The organism is Heyndrickxia sp. MSNUG (genome assembly GCF_049532715.1).
Lineage (GTDB): Bacteria > Bacillota > Bacilli > Bacillales > Cytobacillaceae > Mesobacillus.
This window is the reverse complement of record NZ_CP150978.1, coordinates 1,011,935-1,030,531: the sequence shown is the minus strand read 5'-3', so window position 1 is coordinate 1,030,531 and position 18,597 is coordinate 1,011,935. Positions and strand designations below refer to the sequence as shown.

Here is an 18,597-nt window from a genome sequence, read left to right as displayed (position 1 = left end):
TATAGCCGTCCTCCTATTTACTTATTTTTTCTAGCTTAACAGCACAAACTTTAAATTCAGGCATCCTTGAGATCGGGTCCAATGCCGGGCTGGTCAATTGATTGACTGAGAGTTTCTTGCCCCAGTGGTATGGAACAAACATTGTATCCTTGCGAATTGCTTTTGTTATTTTAACCGGTGCGATCATGTCGCCACGCGGTGTAGTTAGCTTGACACTTTCACCATTTTCAATCTGGTAGGCGCTTGCCAATTCTGGATGCATTTCCACGAATGGCTCAGGGCATTGTTCTTTCAGGAAGTCGACGCGTCTTGTCTGGTTTCCTGAAAGGTAGTGGAATACGACACGGCCTGTAGTCAGCCATAGAGGATATTCCTTTGACTGCACTTCTGCAGGTCCTCTGAAATCACAAACCGCAAGATTGGCTTTGCCATCTTCCGTTGCGAACCTTTCTTTGAACATAGAAGGTGTTCCCTGGTGATCCAAAGCAGGTGCAGGCCAGAAGACGCCGTCTTGCTCATCGATTTTCTCATATGTGACACCATAGTAATCGGCCTTGCCGCCCTTGGATGCGAGGCGAAGTTCATCAAAAATTTCTCTTGGCTCATTATATTGAAAGTGCTGGCCTTTACCAAGGCGTTCAGCAATCAGGCTCATAATCTCCCAGTCTGGTTTTGATTCGCCTATCGGCTCCACTACTTTACGGATGTGGATGATTCGGCCTTCTGTATTTGTAGTCGTTCCTTCGTCCTCAGCCCATGTTGTCGCTGGAAGGACAACATCTGCAAGTTCTGCTGTTTCAGAGAGGAAGAAATCATTTACGACTAAGAAATCAAGGTTTTCCAATTGTTCTTGAACATAATTAATATTCGGAGATGACACAACCGGATTGGAACAGATTACATGCAAGCCGCGAATCGTCTTAGCTTCCATTAGATGGAACATTTCATAAGCCGAAACCCCTGGCTGCGGCATTTCTTCAGGCTGGATGCCCCAAACTCCAGAAATGTACTCAACCGCCTTCGGATCTGTCAGCTTACGGTAGCCTGGCAGCAAATCTGCTTTTTGCCCGTGCTCGCGTCCGCCCTGGCCGTTTCCCTGTCCAGTAAAAGTCGCAACACCAGAAGCGAACTTGCCGATTTGTCCTCTTAAAAGAGCCATCGATGTGTAAAGACTTACGTTATCTACACCTGCTGTCTGCTGCTCTGCTCCACGTGCGAACATAACCACAGAACGAGGCGATTTTCCGAAAATGTGTGCAGCCTTTATGATTTTCTCAACCGCTACACCTGTAATTTTCGAAGTATACTCAGGCGTGAATTTCGCTGTCATTTCTTTCAATTCTTCAAAATTATTGCAGCGTTCCTGCACGTACTCATGATCAACATAATCATGCTTGATCAAAAGGTGCATGATGCCGTTAGCCAATGCTGAATCTGTTCCTGGAAGCAGGTCAAGGTGTACATCTGCAACTCTCGCTGTAGCTGTTTCACGCGGATCGGCAACAATAAGCTTCGCGCCTTTGTCCTTTGCTTTCCAGAACCATTGAATACTTGTAGGGTGGCATTCGGCCGTGTTAGAGCCCGCCATGAAAAAGCAGTCACTATGCTCAAGCTCAGTCCATGGAATTGATGATCCGCGGTCAATGCCAAGCGTCTTATTGAATCCGCCTGCTGCAGAACTCATGCAATAGCGGCCATTATAATCAATATAACGAGTTCCAAGTCCTACACGGGCGTACTTTCCGACAAGGTAGCATTTTTCATTTGTCATGGATACGCCGCCATATACCGCAAGAGCATCCTTTCCGTATGTTCCCTGGATTTCTTTGTACTTTCTTTCAATTAAATCAAGCGCTTCTTCCCATGAGGATTCTACGAATTTGCCATTTTTCTTGATTAAAGGACGCTTGATGCGGTCCGGGTGGTCAATTGTCTGATACGCAGTGACGCCTTTAGGACACATTTTCCCTCTAGTCAAAACCCAGTCATAACGCGGTTCAACACCCATAACCTTATTCGTTTTTTCATCGACACGAATGTGCATTCCGCATTGCATTCCACAGTAGCAGCAATGTGTTGTGACTAATTTTTCGCCTTTGCGAATCTGGTTTTTCACGCCTTCTTTAACGAGAAACTGGCTCATTTTCTGTTTCCTCCTTTAAATCCTGGTCAATTCCGTAAAATTCATCCGAACGTTTTTTGCTGAAGCCTGATATGTGAATTCCGTTATTTGTGCTAACCGGTCCGTATGGATTGCCCTTTGGAGCTTCAAGATTCATTTGTTTCATCGCACGCATCCTGCGGCGGCATCCAGTGCAGTAATCTGAAAGGTACGTTCCATCCGCAAGCTGAAGGTCGAAGTTCTGGCTCTTTAGTATTGCCTGTACGTCCGCAATCTGGTCGTCATTGCTGTATGGCTGTCCGCAGCTCTTACATGCTTTCGTATCCACTTTTACCACCTCTTGATAACTCATTGGAACTGCTGTTGCCAGCGGCCTAATCGGCACGTGGAACAATTTCCCGAACGGGAAGTAAACGAGCATGATGATGACTGTTACCTGGTGGATAAGAGAAACATAGTGATGCATCCAGCCATCCAGGAATGTATAAAGTATTGTCAGAATCAAGCCTGTTACCGTCACTGAGAGAAGAATCAACAATGGTAGAATATCAAACTCGAAACGCTGTGTTACTTTTACATCGTAGTTGGTAATTCGTCTGTAGAGCGCCATTGCTGCCCCAATCAGTACCATGATGGCTCCGATATTCAGTCCGTTATAAACGATTTCCGCGAAAATTCCGTGCGCTGCCATTGTGATGGTCGGAACATCGAACACGATGATCTGGTAGGTTACCGGGTCAATCAGGTCGAATCGCATCCATCCAAACGTAAGTCCAAAGGTAATCGCGAAGCTGATAATGCAGCCCCATGAGATCATGAAGTGCTGGATTCCGCGGTATAAACCGCGCTGAAAAATGAATTTCTGCAAAATGATATTATCGACTACTGTTATAAAAATTGCTTTTGAATTGCGTTTCAATCTTTCTTTATTAAAAAGGTTAGAGACGCTTCGTGCAGCCACCCGGTTTGTGGCTTTCCGCCACATCCAGAAGCTCATCCGGATTGTCAGTCCAATCGCAAAAACCGCTGATGAAATCGCATAGCCCAGAAGCGCCATGTCTATATGCACAAACTTGGAAGTCGAAACCCACATTGAGAAAAATAAAATGAGCACAACACCGAAGGAATACATGCTTGTTTTTGAGTAAAAGGATCTCTCGAATTTGTACAACTTTGCTACCTCCCTGTAAATCGTCTCCGATTTCAAAAGTTATCTTAACATGGAAAAACAGTAAAAAAAGGGTGAATTTGTAAACACTTTGTGAATAGTGAAAAATTGATTTATCAACTTACCTCCATGACGATTCTTCTTTTAATTAAATCTTAAAATAGGGCATATAAAAGATATGTGAAGTCCGTCACACCTAAACTGAAATGGGCAGGAAGGACACAAATTCGTAATAATTTCACTCAGGTGCAACAAAAATCATATGGGATCAGCTGATAGATATGGTATTGTGGATTGCACTTTAAAGTTGAGTTATTAGAAGTTGGGCTTGTTTTTGCCTATACTGATACTAATAAAGCAGAAAGGGTTGGAGATTATGGACAATTTCAAAGCTTTTATCGTCAATAAAACGGAAGAGGATTTCTCGGCAGAGGTTAAAACCATTAACCTGGAGGATCTGCCTGCAGGAGATGTTGTCATTAAAGTTGCTTATTCAAGCGTCAACTATAAGGACGGGCTTGCAAGCATACCAAATGGAAAAATTGTCAGATCCTATCCTTTCGTACCCGGCATCGACCTGGTTGGCACAGTTGTCAGCTCCAACGATAAGCGGTTTATGGAAGGTGACGAGGTCATCGCAACAAGCTATGAAATCGGCGTGTCCCATTTTGGTGGATATAGTGAATATGCAAGAATTCCAGGGGACTGGATCGTTCCGTTGCCAGAAGGTCTTACTTTAAGGGAATCGATGGTTTATGGTACTGCAGGGTTCACGGCAGCTCTGTCTGTCCACCGCCTTGAAGAAAATGGGCTGACACCAGATAAAGGCAAGGTACTCGTTACGGGAGCTACCGGCGGGGTAGGAAGCGTTGCCGTTGCCATGCTGGCAAAGCGTGGATATCATGTTGTCGCGAGCACAGGAAAAGAGTCAGAACATGATTATTTGAGGGGAATTGGAGCAGCAGAAATTATCGGCCGCGATGAGGTGACCGGTGAAAAAATCAAGCCTCTCGATAAGCAGCTTTGGGCGGCTGCTGTTGACCCTGTTGGCGGCAAAACACTCTCAGCAATCCTTAGCAAGCTTGAGTATAACGGCTCTGTGGCAGTCAGCGGGCTGACTGGTGGAACAGATGTCGCAGCGACTGTTTTCCCATTCATTCTCAGAGGAATCAACCTGCTAGGGATCGATTCCGTGTACTGTCCAATGGAAACAAGGAAGCTGCTTTGGCAGCGGATGGCAACAGACCTGAAACCAGAGGGACTGTTAGATACTATCCAAAATGAAGTGACCCTGAATGAGCTGCCGCAAGTCCTTTCTTCGATCCTAAAAGGAGAAAACCGCGGACGGACGATTGTAAAAATATAAAGATCACTTTTCTTACCATTTTGGTTTCAAAAACTCGGATCTTGAGATGATTAAAAAACACCCTTCCCTTTTCACATTTGGTATAATCTACCTGTGAATAATAATGAAGGGGACGGTTGCCGAGATGAATGCAATAGATCTAATCATACTTAATTTTGAAGAAGTAAGACGCAGGAGTATAAAAGTTTGGAAGGCAATACCTCCACAAAAGTTAGAATGGAAACCTGATGAAAATGCCCTTTCTTGTGCCGAAATGATTAGGCATGTACTCGAAAGCGAATATATCTATCATCAGATTCTAATCTCAGGAGGCAGTACATCGTTAACTAATTTATCCAATCCTTTTGACACCAAAGAATTTACAACGGTTGAAGAGGATCTTGAATTTGCACAGCCTTATCGTGAGGAATTTCTTCATTACATTAAATCTAACAGTGCAAGCGATTTAGAGAATATAAAAATTGATCGCTCAGATGTGGGTTATGTAAGGACACTTGGTGATATGTTATTGCGCATTGCTTACCACGAGTCCATCCACACCGGTCAGCTATTAGATTATATGAGAACAATGGGAATTGACCGCCCTCTGATCTGGGATTGATCCCTTAGAACAAGAATTTGTAAAAGCAAAATCCATACGATTGCCTATCAAAAAAACAGCCCAAATCCTTTTTTAATCGGATCTGGGCTGTTTCACTTTAATTTTGCGATACGAGCACCTCTGAATCTACTTTTGCCAAATGTCCGCAGTCATTTAAAAATAAAACCGCTTTTTGATTTCCGTTCACTTTCAGCAAATGAATGCCAGTGTCTCCAGTCAAAAAATAGGTGTTTGAGACCGCAGGAAGATTCAGAAAAGCTTTTAGCAAATTAGAAATCATCCCGCCGTGTGAAACAATCGCAATTCTCTTCCTGCCTGCACTTTCAGCAAGAATCTTTGAAAATACTGTTTCGGCACGGAAACGGAATTCAAGTTCCGACTCTCCATCTTCAATAGCTTCATGAGGCTTCCTGCCTCCTTCTGGTTCTGGATAGCGGGTTCTTGCCTCTGCATATGGCAAGCCTGCCAAAACACCATTATTGAACTCTCTTAAATCATCATCTTCTTTTACCTTGATTCCAGTTTCCTGGCTGAGGATTTCTGCGGTTTCCCTTGCTCTTTTTAATGTACTTGCCCAAATAGCTTCAGGCATATATTTCTCTTTTACCACTTTTGCCATTTCTCTAGCCTGCCTGCGCCCTCGGTCAGTCAGGAGCAGATCCGCACGCCCCTCGTGCACATGCAATATATCCCCTTCAGATTCACCATGCCTGATTAATAAAATTTCCATGTTCTCATCCCTTTTACAAAAAAATACATATTATTTAATTCTGCATTTTTAGGACAATACCTTCATTAAACTTCAATTGAGTTCTTCATACATATTTCTGCAATTTTCGAACCATACAATTTCATTTGCAGTTCATGACATCTATTTTCCAAGAGCTTGGTCATAACATCTATCTTTTTCAGCCAGTTCAGCAGATACACATTACTCATGTCTTTGAAAGATTTCTCGTGATCAAACAACTAATTTATTCCACAAAAAAAGACTCAAATTAATATTGAGTCTTTTACCTAACGTATAAAGTTACTTAGTCGGTCCTATGTTGGAGCGCCGAATTACTTGATTGATGACTTCGGAAAACACCAGGCCGACTGCGATCGCTCCAGAGATCATCGAGGCTTTAGCTGCAAGAGAAATAGCGATATTATAGTTATTTTCCACGAAATTCCTCATTGCGTCATATGCTAGACCTCCGGGCACTAGTGGTATGATTCCGGCAACGCTGAAAATAATGACCGGGGTTCGGTATGCTTTCGCAAAGACTTGGCTGATCACAGCAATTAAAAACGAGGCCATAAGCGTGGCGAAAATCGTTCCAAATCCATTGTAATCAAGAGCAAAATATACGATCCAGCCGATCATCCCTGAAAACCCGCATTTTAACAAAGACTCTTTAGGCGCGTTGAAAATAATCCCGAATGCCGCAGATGCGATAAAGCTAGTTATTAGTTGTTCAACATATGTCATGGCTGATTCTCCTGCCTATAAGAAAGATAAAATGGCCGCAATTCCGGAGCCAATTGCAAAGGCAGTCAGCAAGGCTTCTGCTCCTTTTGACAATCCTGATACTAAATGGCCAGCCATCAAATCCCTTACTGCATTTGTAATCAGCAAACCAGGAACAAGCGGCATAACGGAACCAATGATGATTTTATCAAGCTCCTGGCCAAGGCCGAATTTTATAAAGAAAAAGGAAACCATTCCAATAAAAAAGGAAGATAGGAATTCCGCAAAAAATTTGACCGGAACGATCCGGTGAAAATAAACGACAAGGAAGTAGCCAATGCCTCCAGCTGCCATGGAAGGAAGAAAATCCAGCCAGCTGCCATTGAACATGATCGTGAAGCAGCCGCTCGCAATTGCTGCTGCAGCGAGCTGTGTATAAAAAGAGTAGGAGAGATTGGCTTTTTCCAGTTCTGCAAGGAGCCCGCAAGCCTCTACAAGCCCTATTTCACCACTGCTGATTTTCCTTGAAATACTGTTAACCATAGCCACTTTCCTTAAATCCGTTGTTCTGTCTAAAATGCGGACAAGCTTAGTCCTTTCAGGACCTATCCCTTCCACCGAAAAAATAATCCCGGTGGGCGTTACATAGCTGTGAGTATTGCTGATTCCGAATGCTGACGCCATCCTGGACATCGTGTCCTCTACCCTGTAAGTCTCCGCTCCGCTTTGAAGCATAATTTTACCCGCTAGCAGACATGCCCGCATCACTTCAAAAGTCTGATCCTGATTCTCCATATCTGTCCTCACTTACCAATCCGTCCAAGATAAATTTCTTTACCAGTTTAAATCATAAGAGCGTCTATAAGCAACCATATATTAAAACGCAAGAAAGCCTGACCCTGTAAGCAGGTCAGGCTTTCTTGCCCATACATTATATTTAAGAGATAGCCTCTTTGGGCTGGCGAGCTTCCTTTGTGCGCCGGCCTTTCAAAATAATCATGATAAGTGCTGCTACCATGAACACACTGGAAATCTGGAATAGTGTACCAATCTCGACATACTGTGCAAGCACGCCGAAAACTAATCCGCTGAGTCCAATACCAAGGTCAATCGAGGAAAAGAACATCCCATTTGCAACACCCCTGCGGTTTGCGGGCGTTTGGGATAATGTCCAAGATTGTAAGGTTGGGATCAATGAACCAAAGCCGATTCCAAAAAGGACTCCTGCTAGCCCAATCATGAAATTGGAATGTGCGAACGACAACACCCACATCCCGATGAATGTGATGAAAATCGTTAAAATGACAAGACCTATTGGCCCCTTCTGATCAAACCATTTTCCCGCTACTGGACGTGACAGTGAGGCAAGAACCGCGTTACATAAGTAAAACAGGAAGATTTGATCGATTCCGCGTTCTTCCCCAAAAATGACAATAAAGGTGACAATCGTTCCGTAGCCAAGATTAATGAACAAAGTCAGCATGGCCGGGAACCAGCCAGATTTATCAATCAGTGAACCCAGGTAAGAAAACTTTAGATCTTCTTTCTTTGTTTTAAGTACGATATCTGGTGTCTGGTAGCGTACTGAAGCCATGAGGAGTAATGCGATAACGCCTAATACGCCTGAAATGTAGACAAGATTAGTAAACGAGGTAACCTGGAACAAAAATATTCCAAGACTCGGCGCAATAATCATCCCAATTGTAATCGATAAACCATAATACCCCATGCCTTCCCCTAAGCGGGAGTTCGGTATCACATCTACCGCAGCTGTTCCGTTCACCGTTGTTGACCAGCCCCAGGCAAGTCCATGAATCAATCTGAAGGCCAGAAAAATAACGACGACCTGAGAAAGCGGATATAAAAAGGTAATTAATAGGAGCATAAGCGCTCCTATTAGCACAAGTGGTTTCCTGGCTTTGTATTCAAGCATAAAACCGATAAATGGCCTGCTCAAAACCGCTCCGATCGAAAACAAGGCCGTAACCAAGCCAATCTCCGTCCCGCTTGCCCCGATTGATTTTATATATGGAGGCAACGTTGGAATCAGCATCTGAAATGACATGAAAACGAAAAGATTCCCTACCATTAATTTTATGAAGGATGAAGTCCATAATGGTTCTTTCTTCATTTGTGACAAGTGTGTATCTCCCCTTTGCTGCAAACTGCTTTCTATTTTATAAAAGAAAAAAATCTTCTGCACGGAGAAGATTTCATTTTTATATTTCGCATTTCTAAATAATAGCACAGCCAGCAGGATATTTAAAAGGGAAATATGGTGGAATTCATTGCAGGTAATCGGGATTGTTTTGTTTATTTGATTTACCAAGCTCTTCAAAAAAATCAGGCTGTACTGATTCCTTTTTCCTTTCAGTACTAACGATCAATGCTGGAAGATAGTCATTTAGCACTTTCTTAAACTCACCTGCAGTCAGCGGCTTGGCGTCGTCCTTCAATTCATAGCCAAGCAGGCCATTAGCCTCAATAGTAGCGAACTTAATATCCTCCATTTTCGATATTCCCTGATTTCTCAGCCGCATCTCTAATTGATCCACAGTCAGCCTAAGTTTCTTAAGAGTTTTTACATTCAATTGGCCGTTTTCAATCACAACTTTGGATTTGCCGGTGATGAATTTTTCAAAGAAATTGAACTTCAACTCAAGATATTCCAGTATCAAAATAGTCGCAACGAAGATCGCCGCCCCTCCGATCGCCTTTGTCATACTTCTCTGAACAATTGGCTGTACAATAATCGTTCCAAGTGAAATCATCACAACGGTTTGGGCAAGTGTCATTTGCGAAATCGATTTTCTGCCCGCAACTCTTAATAGCAAAATCCCTGCCATTATCATTACAAAAGTTTGCCAGATAAACGTAAAGTCCATGGTACCCCTCCTAAAAAATACATCTAGTAATATCTCCAAAGGAGTTATTTTTATGAGTGATAATAGTTGTTATTTATCATCGTTATTTTCCAGCTCGCCTATAAGTTTAAATTTGATAAAGGTTTACATTTCGCTAATATCATGAAATTCGACCCATATTTTCTTTTTCAATCTAACAAAAAATTGATTGTCCTTGAATGAGTGTGGTATGTACTCTTTGCAAACTTCTGTATTGTTTTTCCAGTAGATATATTTCTAGGGCGTCCGATAAAGAGTAAGAAGTTATTTTCAAAATGAAGAGAGGAATACGGACTACTATGAAACTCGGACGAAAAAATAAAGAAAACTCTGAAACACAGGGAAAGAAATCTATTTCAATCAAGGGTAAACTCATTATTTCTTTTATTGCCATTCTCCTGATTCCAACTCTGATGGTAGGATTTATGTCCTTTAAGAATGCGAAGGATGAAATTAAAAAACAAATCCAATTAAGCTCAGAAAAAAATGTCATGCTGCTGGATAAATTTTTATACAGCAAAATCGAACCAAAGCTTTTCGATGCTGCATACTTTACAGAGGCTTTAAACAGAGATTCATATTCTGAAAAGGAATTGCAGAATACAATTGCTAAATTCAAGCAATATAAGTACCTTCATGAAGAATCCCTTAATGTATATATGGGAACAGATTCAGGGGAGATGTTATTATTTCCAAAGCAAGAATTGCCTCAAGGTTTTGATCCGCGTGAAAGGGCTTGGTACAAAGATGCGCTCGCAAGTAACGGAAAAGCGATCATAACTAACCCTTACGTCGATGCTGCTACTGGTGACTTACTCGTTACAGTTGCTCAAGCCGTAAGTGATGGCTCTGGAGTTTTTGGCATTGATATTAGTTTAAATGAACTGAAAGAAATTACGGATGGCATCAGTATCGGAGAACGGGGATATCCTGCGATTCTGGGGACAGACAGAAGTTACATCGTACATCCTACACAAAAGCCAGGCGATAAAGCCGAGGGTGATTGGGTCAGCAAGGTATATGCCAATCAAAAAGGGCATCTTTCTTACATATACAAAGGGATAGACAAGGAAATGGAATTTTACACAAACGAGCTCACCGGGTGGAAAATTATTGGTTCGATGGATTTAACGGAAGTAGACGAAGCGGCACAGCCGATTTTATATGCTACTTTAATGATCGTAGCCATTTTTATCTTCATTGGAGTACTCCTGTCTTATTTTATCGTCAGATCCATAACCCGCCCTCTAAAGGAACTTGGAGATATTACCGATCGTGTTGCAAATGGCGATTTGACAAGGTCCTTCGAGGTAAAAAAATATGATGAAATTGGCAAGTTAGGTACGAGCTTTAATAATATGATTCTAGCGTTAAAGGAATTGATCCAGCAGGTTGGAGAAAAATCGGACTTGCTAGCCTCTTCTTCAGAGCAGTTAAACGCAAGCTCGGAACAGAACAACCACGCAACTGAACAGGTCGCCAACTCGATCCAGGAAGTTGCATCTGGAACAGAGAACCAAAGAAACATGGTTCATCAAAGTACTGAAGTTGTAAAAGAAATGTCCGATAGCATCGACAAGATTATGAGAAATGCCCAGGAGGTAGCCGATACGGCTAAGGATGCTAATATCGTCGTTGCGGAAGGAGAACAATCCATCCAGAAATCCGTTCATCAAATGAAAAACATCAATGAAACAGTCGCTGATCTTGGACAGGTAATTCATACTCTTGGAACTCGTTCAAACGAAATCAGTCAAATCGTCGATGTCATTTCTGAAATTGCAGGACAAACGAATTTACTTGCACTAAATGCAGCAATTGAAGCTGCCCGCGCTGGGGAACACGGAAAAGGATTCGCGGTTGTAGCAGATGAGGTACGAAAGCTTGCAGAGCAATCGGCTAAGTCCACCGAAAGTATCCGACAGCTCATCGCTTCGATCCAGGCAGATACAAATACAGCAGTAGTATCAATGGATAAAGGAACAGAAGAAGTCGAAAAGGGGATTCAAATCGTGGATCTTGCAGGCGTTTCATTCCGCCAAATCCAGCAATTTGTTGATAATGTATCAGCTCAAATACATGAGGTTTCAGCTTCTATGGAGGAAATGGGCCAGGGTGCTAAACAAGTGGTCGAGTTCGTCAGCAGGATTGAAGAGATCACTGCCAGTGTGAATGCTGAAAGCCAGGAGGTTTCTGCTGCGACTGAAGAGCAATTAGCTTCTATGCAGGAAATCGCTGCATCAGCTGCCTCCCTTTCCTATATGGCGGAAGAACTTCAGGAGTCGGTCAGGAAATTTGAAATTTAGAGTTACAAAGAGACAGTCATTGCTGTCTCTTTTTTTCAGTTGTATTTTCAACAGATTTACGTTAGCTTGGAATAAAACCTAGACGATTTGAAAGGGGATGCTTTGGATGCTGGATTGCCGGGATGAAGTCCTATTTTATACAAAACAACTCGTTAACATCGGGAGCATTGTCAATACAACAGGAGAAAAGGAAATCGCACAGGCACTCTATACGATGATTTCTTCCTTTCCATATTTCATCGGAAACCCAACACATGTCATAAAATCACAGACACAGAATGATGAGCTTGAGCGCTATAATGTGCTGGCTTTTGTAAAAGGTACAAAGGGAAACAGCAATAAAACAATCATTTTAATGGGCCATCATGATACGGTGGGCATTGATGATTTTACCCAGCTCGCTGATCATGCTTTTCATCCGGATGAACTGCTTGTCGAACTTAAAAAGGAAAATCTCCCTCCGCTAGTAAAAGAACACGCTGACTCCGGTGAGTGGATGTTTGGCCGCGGGGTGCTTGACATGAAGAGCGGTGTTGCCTCCCATCTATACTTGCTGAAATACTATTCTGAACATCCTGAGGAGCTTCGGGGCAATCTAGTATTTTTATCCGAGTGTGATGAAGAGGACAGCTCAAACGGGGTGCTTTCGGCCGTTAAAATTCTTAATACCTGGAAGCAAGAACAAGGCTTTGAATATGTCGCCGCGATTAACAGCGATTTTGTAGCTCCTCGCCATGAAGGAGACAAGAACCGTTATATCTATAAAGGAACAGTTGGAAAGCTGCTCCCTTCTTTTTTCATAACCGGAGCGGAAACTCACGTTGGCTCAACCTTTGAAGGATTGGATCCAAACCTGGTTGCAGCTGAATTGACAAGGCAGATTGATTACAATCCGGACCTGTGCAATGAAGCTTTTGGTGAGATCACAATGCCTCCCGTTTCATTGAAGCAAATGGATCTTAAGCCGAACTATACTGTGCAGACAGCATTAGCTGCCTATGTTTATTACAATTTCTTCATTCACTCCTGGACACCAAAGGATGTGCTGGAAAAATTGAAGGATCAGGCTTCTATCGCCTTTGAAAATGCCTTGAAGCTGTATTATGACCGATATGAGCGTTTTTGCAAAATCAGCTGTGAGCCATGCAAGGAACTGACATGGCAGCCAAGGGTGATGACATTTGAAGAGATGGAAGCTGAACTAATTAAGGCGAATGGCTCTGCCTATACAGCACATATGGTGTCGTTCAAAGAGACTTTACTGCTAGATTCCAGTCTTGATTTAAGGATGTATGCAGCAAGAGTCGTCGAAGAGGCATGGAAATGGATGCCGGATCAAAGTCCTGCTATCATCGTGTTCTACTCATCGCTCTATTCTCCGCGAATCGAAGTGACGGGTGAAACAGAAGATGAGCGTAATTTAATAGAAGCTTTGGACATGGCTGTAGAAAAGATCCAGCCTGATTATGAAGAACCTATTGTTATTCGCAGCTTCTTCCCTTATATTTCGGACATGAGTTTTTTAGCATTGAGCGATGATGATGAAGCACTGGATGCAGCTTCAAGAAACAACCCTAGCTGGGGAACGAAATTTCACGTGGAGTACCAGGACATTCGTGAGCTGAATGTGCCTGTTATCAATATTGGACCTTATGGACTTGACGCACATAAACGATATGAACGAATGGAGATGGATTATTCGCTTGAAATAGTCCCTAACCTGACGAATGAAGTCATTAGGAATGTTTTAGCGAAGTAATTTTAAGGTGCCTTGTCATGAGGCACCTTATTTAAATAATCCAGATGGCAAACCCTCTTGTATTTCCGCTTTTTTCTTATTACTATAGAGTTCAGTGGAAATATATTATAGTAATCATTAAAATAAACATAATGAGACTGATCTATGGAAAGGCTGATACGAATTGGAAGAGAACTCTAATTTTATAAAAACGATCATAAAAGAAGATTTGGAGAGCGGCAAGCGTAATAAAGTCGTGACTCGATTCCCTCCAGAGCCGAATGGTTACCTACATATCGGGCACGCAAAATCCATCATCATCAACTTCGGCCTCGCTGACGAATTTGGCGGAAAGACAAATCTCCGCTTTGATGACACGAATCCCTTGAAGGAAGACCAGGAATTCGTTGACTCTATTAAGGAAGATGTGGCCTGGCTTGGTTTTGAATGGGACGGATTGTTCTTCGCGTCCGACTATTTCGATGAAATGTACAACCGTGCAGTAATCTTGATTAAAAAAGGCCTGGCATATGTGGATGACCTGTCTGCAGATGAAATTCGTGAATATCGCGGAACTCTATCTGCACCTGGAAAAGAGAGCCCTTACCGCGGCCGTTCTGTAGAAGAGAACCTTGATTTATTCGAACGTATGCGTAACGGTGAATTTGCTAATGGTGAAAAGGTATTGCGCGCTAAGATTGATATGGCTTCGCCGAACATCAATCTTCGTGATCCTGTTATTTACCGAATTGCACATGCAACGCACCATAATACTGGTGATAAGTGGTGCATCTACCCAATGTACGCATTCGCTCATCCATTAGAGGATGCGATCGAGGGCGTTACCCACAGCTTGTGCACAACTGAGTTCGAGGATCAGCGTCCGCTTTACGACTGGGTTGTCAGAGAATGTGAAATGAATGAAACACCTCAGCAAATCGAATTTGGCCGTTTGAATATTACAAACACCGTAATGAGCAAGCGAAAGCTTAAGCAGTTGGTTGAGGAAAAATTCGTAGACGGCTGGGATGACCCACGCCTGCCAACGATTTCTGGTTTGAGAAGACGCGGCTATACACCTGAAGCCATTCAGGAATTCGTAAAAGCAGCTGGTGTCTCAAAAGGATTTTCAACTGTTGATGAGCAAATGCTTGAGCATTTTGTGCGTGAGGACCTTAAGCTGAAGGCACCTCGTACAATGGGCGTTCTTCGACCTTTGAAAGTTGTCATCACGAACTATCCAGAAGGAGAAGTTGAGTGGCTGGATGCAGAGATCAATCCTGAGAACCCGGATATGGGCATGCGCAAAATTCCATTCTCACGTGAAATCTATGTAGAGCAGGACGATTTCATGGAAAATCCGCCAGCAAAATACTTCCGCCTCTTCCCTGGCAATGAAGTACGCTTGAAGCACGCTTATTTTATCAAGTGTGAAGAAGTGATTAAGGACGAAAATGGTGAGGTTGTTGAACTTCGCTGCACATATGATCGTGAAACCAAAAGTGGATCAGGCTTCACCGGCCGTAAGGTTAAAGGAACGCTTCACTGGGTTGATGCAACGCATTCAGTACCAGCAGAGTTCAGACTTTATGAACCGTTAATTTTAGATAGTGAAGAAGAAGCTGCTGACGAAGCAGAAAACAAATCATTCCTTGATTTCGTGAATGAAAAATCATTGGAAATCTTAAATGGCTTCATCGAGCCAAACATGAAGGACGCCAAGCCACAGGACAAATTCCAATTCTTCCGTCACGGCTACTTCAATGTCGATCCAAAGCACACAACAGAAGACAAGTTAGTATTCAACCGCATTGTATCGCTGAAAAGCTCGTTCAAGCTTTAATATGTGTATAACTGCTGGATAAGTTGTCATCCCCGGACTTTGTGTCCGGGGATTTTTTATTGGGGAGTTGTTTTATTTTGGGATATGGTGTGGATGATTTTTGTAGGCTGGTTGGGGCCAACTGGTGAAAAAAGGAGTAACGGCTCTAACCGGTGATATATTGCTTTCAACCGTTGAAAAAAGTTCTCCAGCCGGTGATATATTGCTCTCAACCGTTGAAAAAAGTTCTCCAACCGGTGAAATAATTACTTTAGCTCAAACCCCATGCATATATGTAGCTTATGCCCCCCTATTAATCTACTTTTCCATCTATGTTTGTTTGTTTTGTTCATTTCTTAGCTCATTTTTAATCTTTTTTACTTAATGTGCTCGCTAAAAAGGAAATCTGGTCCTATTAATTGAATTAGTGTAGTCAGTTTATTTTTCCCAGAGGTGAAGCAGATGGAAATCAGGCGTTTGTTAGCTGAGGATGCGGAGATTTACCAGACAATCCGGCTGGAGAGTCTGAAACTGCATCCGGAAGCGTTCGGATCTAGTTATGAAGAAGAGATGGGGGCTTCAGTGGATAAGTACCGTGAAAGCCTTCCAATAGTCTACACGTTTGGGGCATTTGAAAATGGTTCATTGATTGGGGTCGTGACACTTTTCCCGGATGGAAAGCGAAAGATGAAGCACCGTGCCAGTATTTTTGCGATGTATGTGGCTGCACAGGCCCGCGGAAAAGGTGTCGGAAAGCGATTAGTGGAAATTGCTATTGAGCAGGCTCGGGAGTTAGGCAGGATTGAACAGATTCACTTGCAGGTCGTGACCAGCAATGAATCTGCGAAAAGACTCTACTCTTCACTAGGCTTTGAAGTGTATGGGCTTGAAAAGCGAGCATTACGAATCGGGGATACCTATTACGATGAGGAATTGAGAGTATTATTTTTATAAGAGAGGGTGTCCCAGATGTATTTTGGGGCACTCTTTTTGAGTTGTTCTCGGACACTCCCTCATAACAACTCGTCGGGCTTTTTTCGATTCGAGTTGTTCTCGGACACCTTCTCATGACAACTCGTCGGTCTTATTCCGCTTCCAGTTGTTCTCGGACATGAACTGCTAAGTTGCATACAACAACCTTTTGAGTCAGCCCCCCTTTTTCATGTTTAAAATTTGCTCAGGAAAGGAAGTAGTTAAGGGATGAGTTTTAAGTGAAAGGAGAATGGCTATGTTTTTAGATGCATATGCAAATCAGAAGGTACAGGTTAAGCTGAAGAATTTCCCCGAAGATATGATCGGCGATGTGACAGGAATCTATCAGCCGGATGAATGGTATCTTGTGAAAATGGTGCAAGCGGAGAGTATGGGAATATGGGTCGAGAATCCATGCTATAAGCGCACGCCGGTTCAAAAGGAAGATGGGACGGCGATTCCTTCTGAGAAACAGGTGGAGGAAACGTGTACCACTCACCTCTTCCTCCGCTGGGAATACATTGCTTCTATCATCACATTCCCAGATTCAGATCCTAAGGCGGATAAAAAAGCGAAATTAATCGGATTCCAGCCGGATATTGATTAATATGTAAAGAAACACCCGCCAATTGGCGAACCTCTAATGGTGAAGATAGATGCGTTGTTGCCCTTATGTATCAGTCAGGATAGTATTAATTCCGAAAAATGCCTTTCCACAGCGGAAAGGCATTTTTTTATAGAATAAATCCATACATGATTGTTGCAATGATGGTCATGATGAATCCCACTGCTGTCTCATAAGGAAGTAATGTCATTCGTTCTCTTATATTCATTTTCACTGCATCTGCTGATACATGAAAGAAGTTCCCATGCGGCAGATGGTCGAGGACGGTTGCCCCTGCGTGAACCATTATAGCAGCGCTTAATGGAGCGACCCCCATGTCAATGATCGCATTGCCAAATGTACCTACTGCAACGATTGTGCCTGTGGAGGTTGCTGCTGTCGCTCCACCCATTAAAATGCCTGCAATTGGAGCGAGCAGAGTTCCTGAAATACCAGCTGCCTCGATACTGTTGACCACTACACTGCTTAAGTTTGAATGGGAGATGATTCCTGCGATCGAACCAGCGCCAATCAGGATCATCGCCACACCTGTCATTTTATTGAAGCCAGATGTTGTATATTCTATGACCCTATCAAACTTGCCCATAGCGATCAGTCCGACTATACCTGCGAATGGCAGGATGATCATGGAATCGATTTTTACAGACGCTAGTGCATCCAAGTGCAACAGGCTGCCTACAGGATTGATTGCCAGCAGACCGATTGCTGCAGCAGGTGCAACAATCGCTTTTCCAAAGCTGGGCTTATCCTTTGAATGAATCTTTTCCAGCTGATCCGATTCACTTATCTTCGTGCCTTTATTGCTAAGCAGTCTTGCAATGAGTACCGTAGCAATAATTCCTCCTGTTGCCGGTAAAAATCCATGCAGCATAACTTGTGATAGATCGACGTCAAATCCTTTGGCAACAGCGATAGTGTTAGGATTTGGCGAGATGATGTTTCCTGCCTTCGCTCCTCCAATGATCGCTATAAGTATCGAAGGCTTTGATAGGCCAGTCTTCCTTCCTACGGATAGAGCAATCGGAGCGATAATGATAACCGTAACCGTAACGAACACTCCCACAGCTGTGATGATCATTGATGCCAACGCAATCGCTAAAATAGCTTTCTTATCGCCCAGCTTGCCAACAATCGTTTCCGCCATTTTTTCAGCAGCTCCCGACTCAATCAAAATGCCTGCGAGAACTCCTGCCGCCAATACACGGACAACCGCCGGCATCACACTGTTCGTTCCTTCAATTACAATGTTGACAGTTTCATCAAGCGATGCTCCTCCAGCAAGGCCACCAACAATCGCACCAGCAAACAGAGCGTATACTGGATTTACTTTTTTAAAAATCAGGATGATGGCAATGATTAATCCTAAGATTGCTCCGCCCCAGTGGATCACGGCTTCATTCATGAAAGTTCCTCCAAGGTATGTAAAAAATAGACCGTTCTACTAGAATATTAATATAGTTAGGGGTGGATGAACATCATTTGCGTTTCTTTGAATGAAAAAACGCTGCCAAAAATTTTGTC

16 protein-coding genes are annotated in these 18,597 nt (G+C 42.9%); 8 read left to right on the top strand and 8 right to left on the bottom strand.

Annotated features, from left to right (window positions below):
• Positions 1-13 precede the first annotated feature (13 nt).
• Positions 14-2,143 carry a formate dehydrogenase subunit alpha gene (fdhF, locus tag AABM38_RS05095; RefSeq protein WP_423409431.1) on the bottom strand — a complete coding sequence of 710 codons (2,130 nt, stop codon included), beginning with the start codon at positions 2,141-2,143 and terminating at the stop codon, positions 14-16.
• Entirely contained in the window at positions 2,124-3,293 is a 1,170-nt protein-coding gene (locus AABM38_RS05090) for an MFS transporter (protein WP_423409430.1), read from the bottom strand. The genes fdhF and AABM38_RS05090 overlap by 20 nt, the downstream gene beginning before the upstream one ends.
• A gap of 373 nt (positions 3,294-3,666) precedes the next feature.
• Between AABM38_RS05090 and AABM38_RS05085 the strand changes: the two genes are divergently transcribed.
• Together AABM38_RS05085 and AABM38_RS05080 are read left to right on the top strand one after the other, a co-directional pair.
• The gene (locus AABM38_RS05085; protein WP_423409429.1) at positions 3,667-4,656 is read left to right on the top strand and encodes an NADPH:quinone oxidoreductase family protein; all 990 of its coding nucleotides are present in this window, start codon (positions 3,667-3,669) and stop codon (positions 4,654-4,656) included.
• A 124-nt stretch (positions 4,657-4,780) separates the two neighbouring features.
• Positions 4,781-5,257: a DinB family protein gene (locus tag AABM38_RS05080; RefSeq protein ID WP_423409428.1), complete on the top strand. Its 477-nt coding sequence runs from the start codon at positions 4,781-4,783 to the stop codon at positions 5,255-5,257.
• Positions 5,258-5,354: 97 nt separating this feature from the next.
• Here AABM38_RS05080 and AABM38_RS05075 read toward each other — a convergent pair whose 3' ends face one another.
• The 5 genes from AABM38_RS05075 to AABM38_RS05055 all read right to left on the bottom strand — a co-directional run bounded on the left by AABM38_RS05075 (position 5,355) and on the right by AABM38_RS05055 (position 9,595).
• Positions 5,355-5,987: a histidine phosphatase family protein gene (locus tag AABM38_RS05075; RefSeq protein ID WP_423409427.1), complete on the bottom strand. Its 633-nt coding sequence runs from the start codon at positions 5,985-5,987 to the stop codon at positions 5,355-5,357.
• 300 nt (positions 5,988-6,287) lie between these two features.
• Positions 6,288-6,731, bottom strand: coding sequence for a threonine/serine exporter family protein (locus AABM38_RS05070; RefSeq protein WP_423409426.1), 444 nt, complete (start codon positions 6,729-6,731; stop codon positions 6,288-6,290).
• Between the two features lie 15 nt (positions 6,732-6,746).
• Positions 6,747-7,505: a threonine/serine exporter family protein gene (locus AABM38_RS05065; RefSeq protein ID WP_423409425.1), complete on the bottom strand. Its 759-nt coding sequence runs from the start codon at positions 7,503-7,505 to the stop codon at positions 6,747-6,749.
• 142 nt (positions 7,506-7,647) lie between these two features.
• The gene (locus AABM38_RS05060; protein ID WP_423410664.1) at positions 7,648-8,841 is read right to left on the bottom strand and encodes an MFS transporter; all 1,194 of its coding nucleotides are present in this window, start codon (positions 8,839-8,841) and stop codon (positions 7,648-7,650) included.
• Between the two features lie 154 nt (positions 8,842-8,995).
• Positions 8,996-9,595, bottom strand: a complete 600-nt coding sequence (locus AABM38_RS05055; protein ID WP_423409424.1) for a DUF421 domain-containing protein — start codon at positions 9,593-9,595, stop codon at positions 8,996-8,998.
• 293 nt (positions 9,596-9,888) lie between these two features.
• On the opposite strand from AABM38_RS05055, the gene AABM38_RS05050 reads away from it, so the two are divergent.
• From AABM38_RS05050 to AABM38_RS05025, 6 genes are all read left to right on the top strand, one after another.
• Entirely contained in the window at positions 9,889-11,919 is a 2,031-nt protein-coding gene (locus AABM38_RS05050; protein WP_423409423.1) for a methyl-accepting chemotaxis protein, read from the top strand.
• A gap of 106 nt (positions 11,920-12,025) precedes the next feature.
• A complete protein-coding gene (locus tag AABM38_RS05045) occupies positions 12,026-13,678 on the top strand; it encodes a M20/M25/M40 family metallo-hydrolase (protein WP_423409422.1) in 1,653 nt (550 codons plus the stop codon).
• Between the two features lie 163 nt (positions 13,679-13,841).
• The gene (locus tag AABM38_RS05040; RefSeq protein WP_423409421.1) at positions 13,842-15,500 is read left to right on the top strand and encodes a glutamine--tRNA ligase/YqeY domain fusion protein; all 1,659 of its coding nucleotides are present in this window, start codon (positions 13,842-13,844) and stop codon (positions 15,498-15,500) included.
• 124 nt (positions 15,501-15,624) lie between these two features.
• Positions 15,625-15,864 carry a hypothetical protein gene (locus tag AABM38_RS05035; RefSeq protein ID WP_423409420.1) on the top strand — a complete coding sequence of 80 codons (240 nt, stop codon included), beginning with the start codon at positions 15,625-15,627 and terminating at the stop codon, positions 15,862-15,864.
• A gap of 77 nt (positions 15,865-15,941) precedes the next feature.
• The gene (locus AABM38_RS05030) at positions 15,942-16,433 is read left to right on the top strand and encodes a GNAT family N-acetyltransferase (protein WP_423409419.1); all 492 of its coding nucleotides are present in this window, start codon (positions 15,942-15,944) and stop codon (positions 16,431-16,433) included.
• A 274-nt stretch (positions 16,434-16,707) separates the two neighbouring features.
• Positions 16,708-17,058, top strand: a complete 351-nt coding sequence (locus AABM38_RS05025) for a hypothetical protein (protein ID WP_423409418.1) — start codon at positions 16,708-16,710, stop codon at positions 17,056-17,058.
• A 127-nt stretch (positions 17,059-17,185) separates the two neighbouring features.
• Here AABM38_RS05025 and AABM38_RS05020 read toward each other — a convergent pair whose 3' ends face one another.
• Positions 17,186-18,478 (bottom strand): GntP family permease, encoded by a 1,293-nt coding sequence (locus AABM38_RS05020; protein ID WP_423409417.1) that lies wholly within the window; start codon positions 18,476-18,478, stop codon positions 17,186-17,188.
• Positions 18,479-18,597 lie beyond the last annotated feature (119 nt).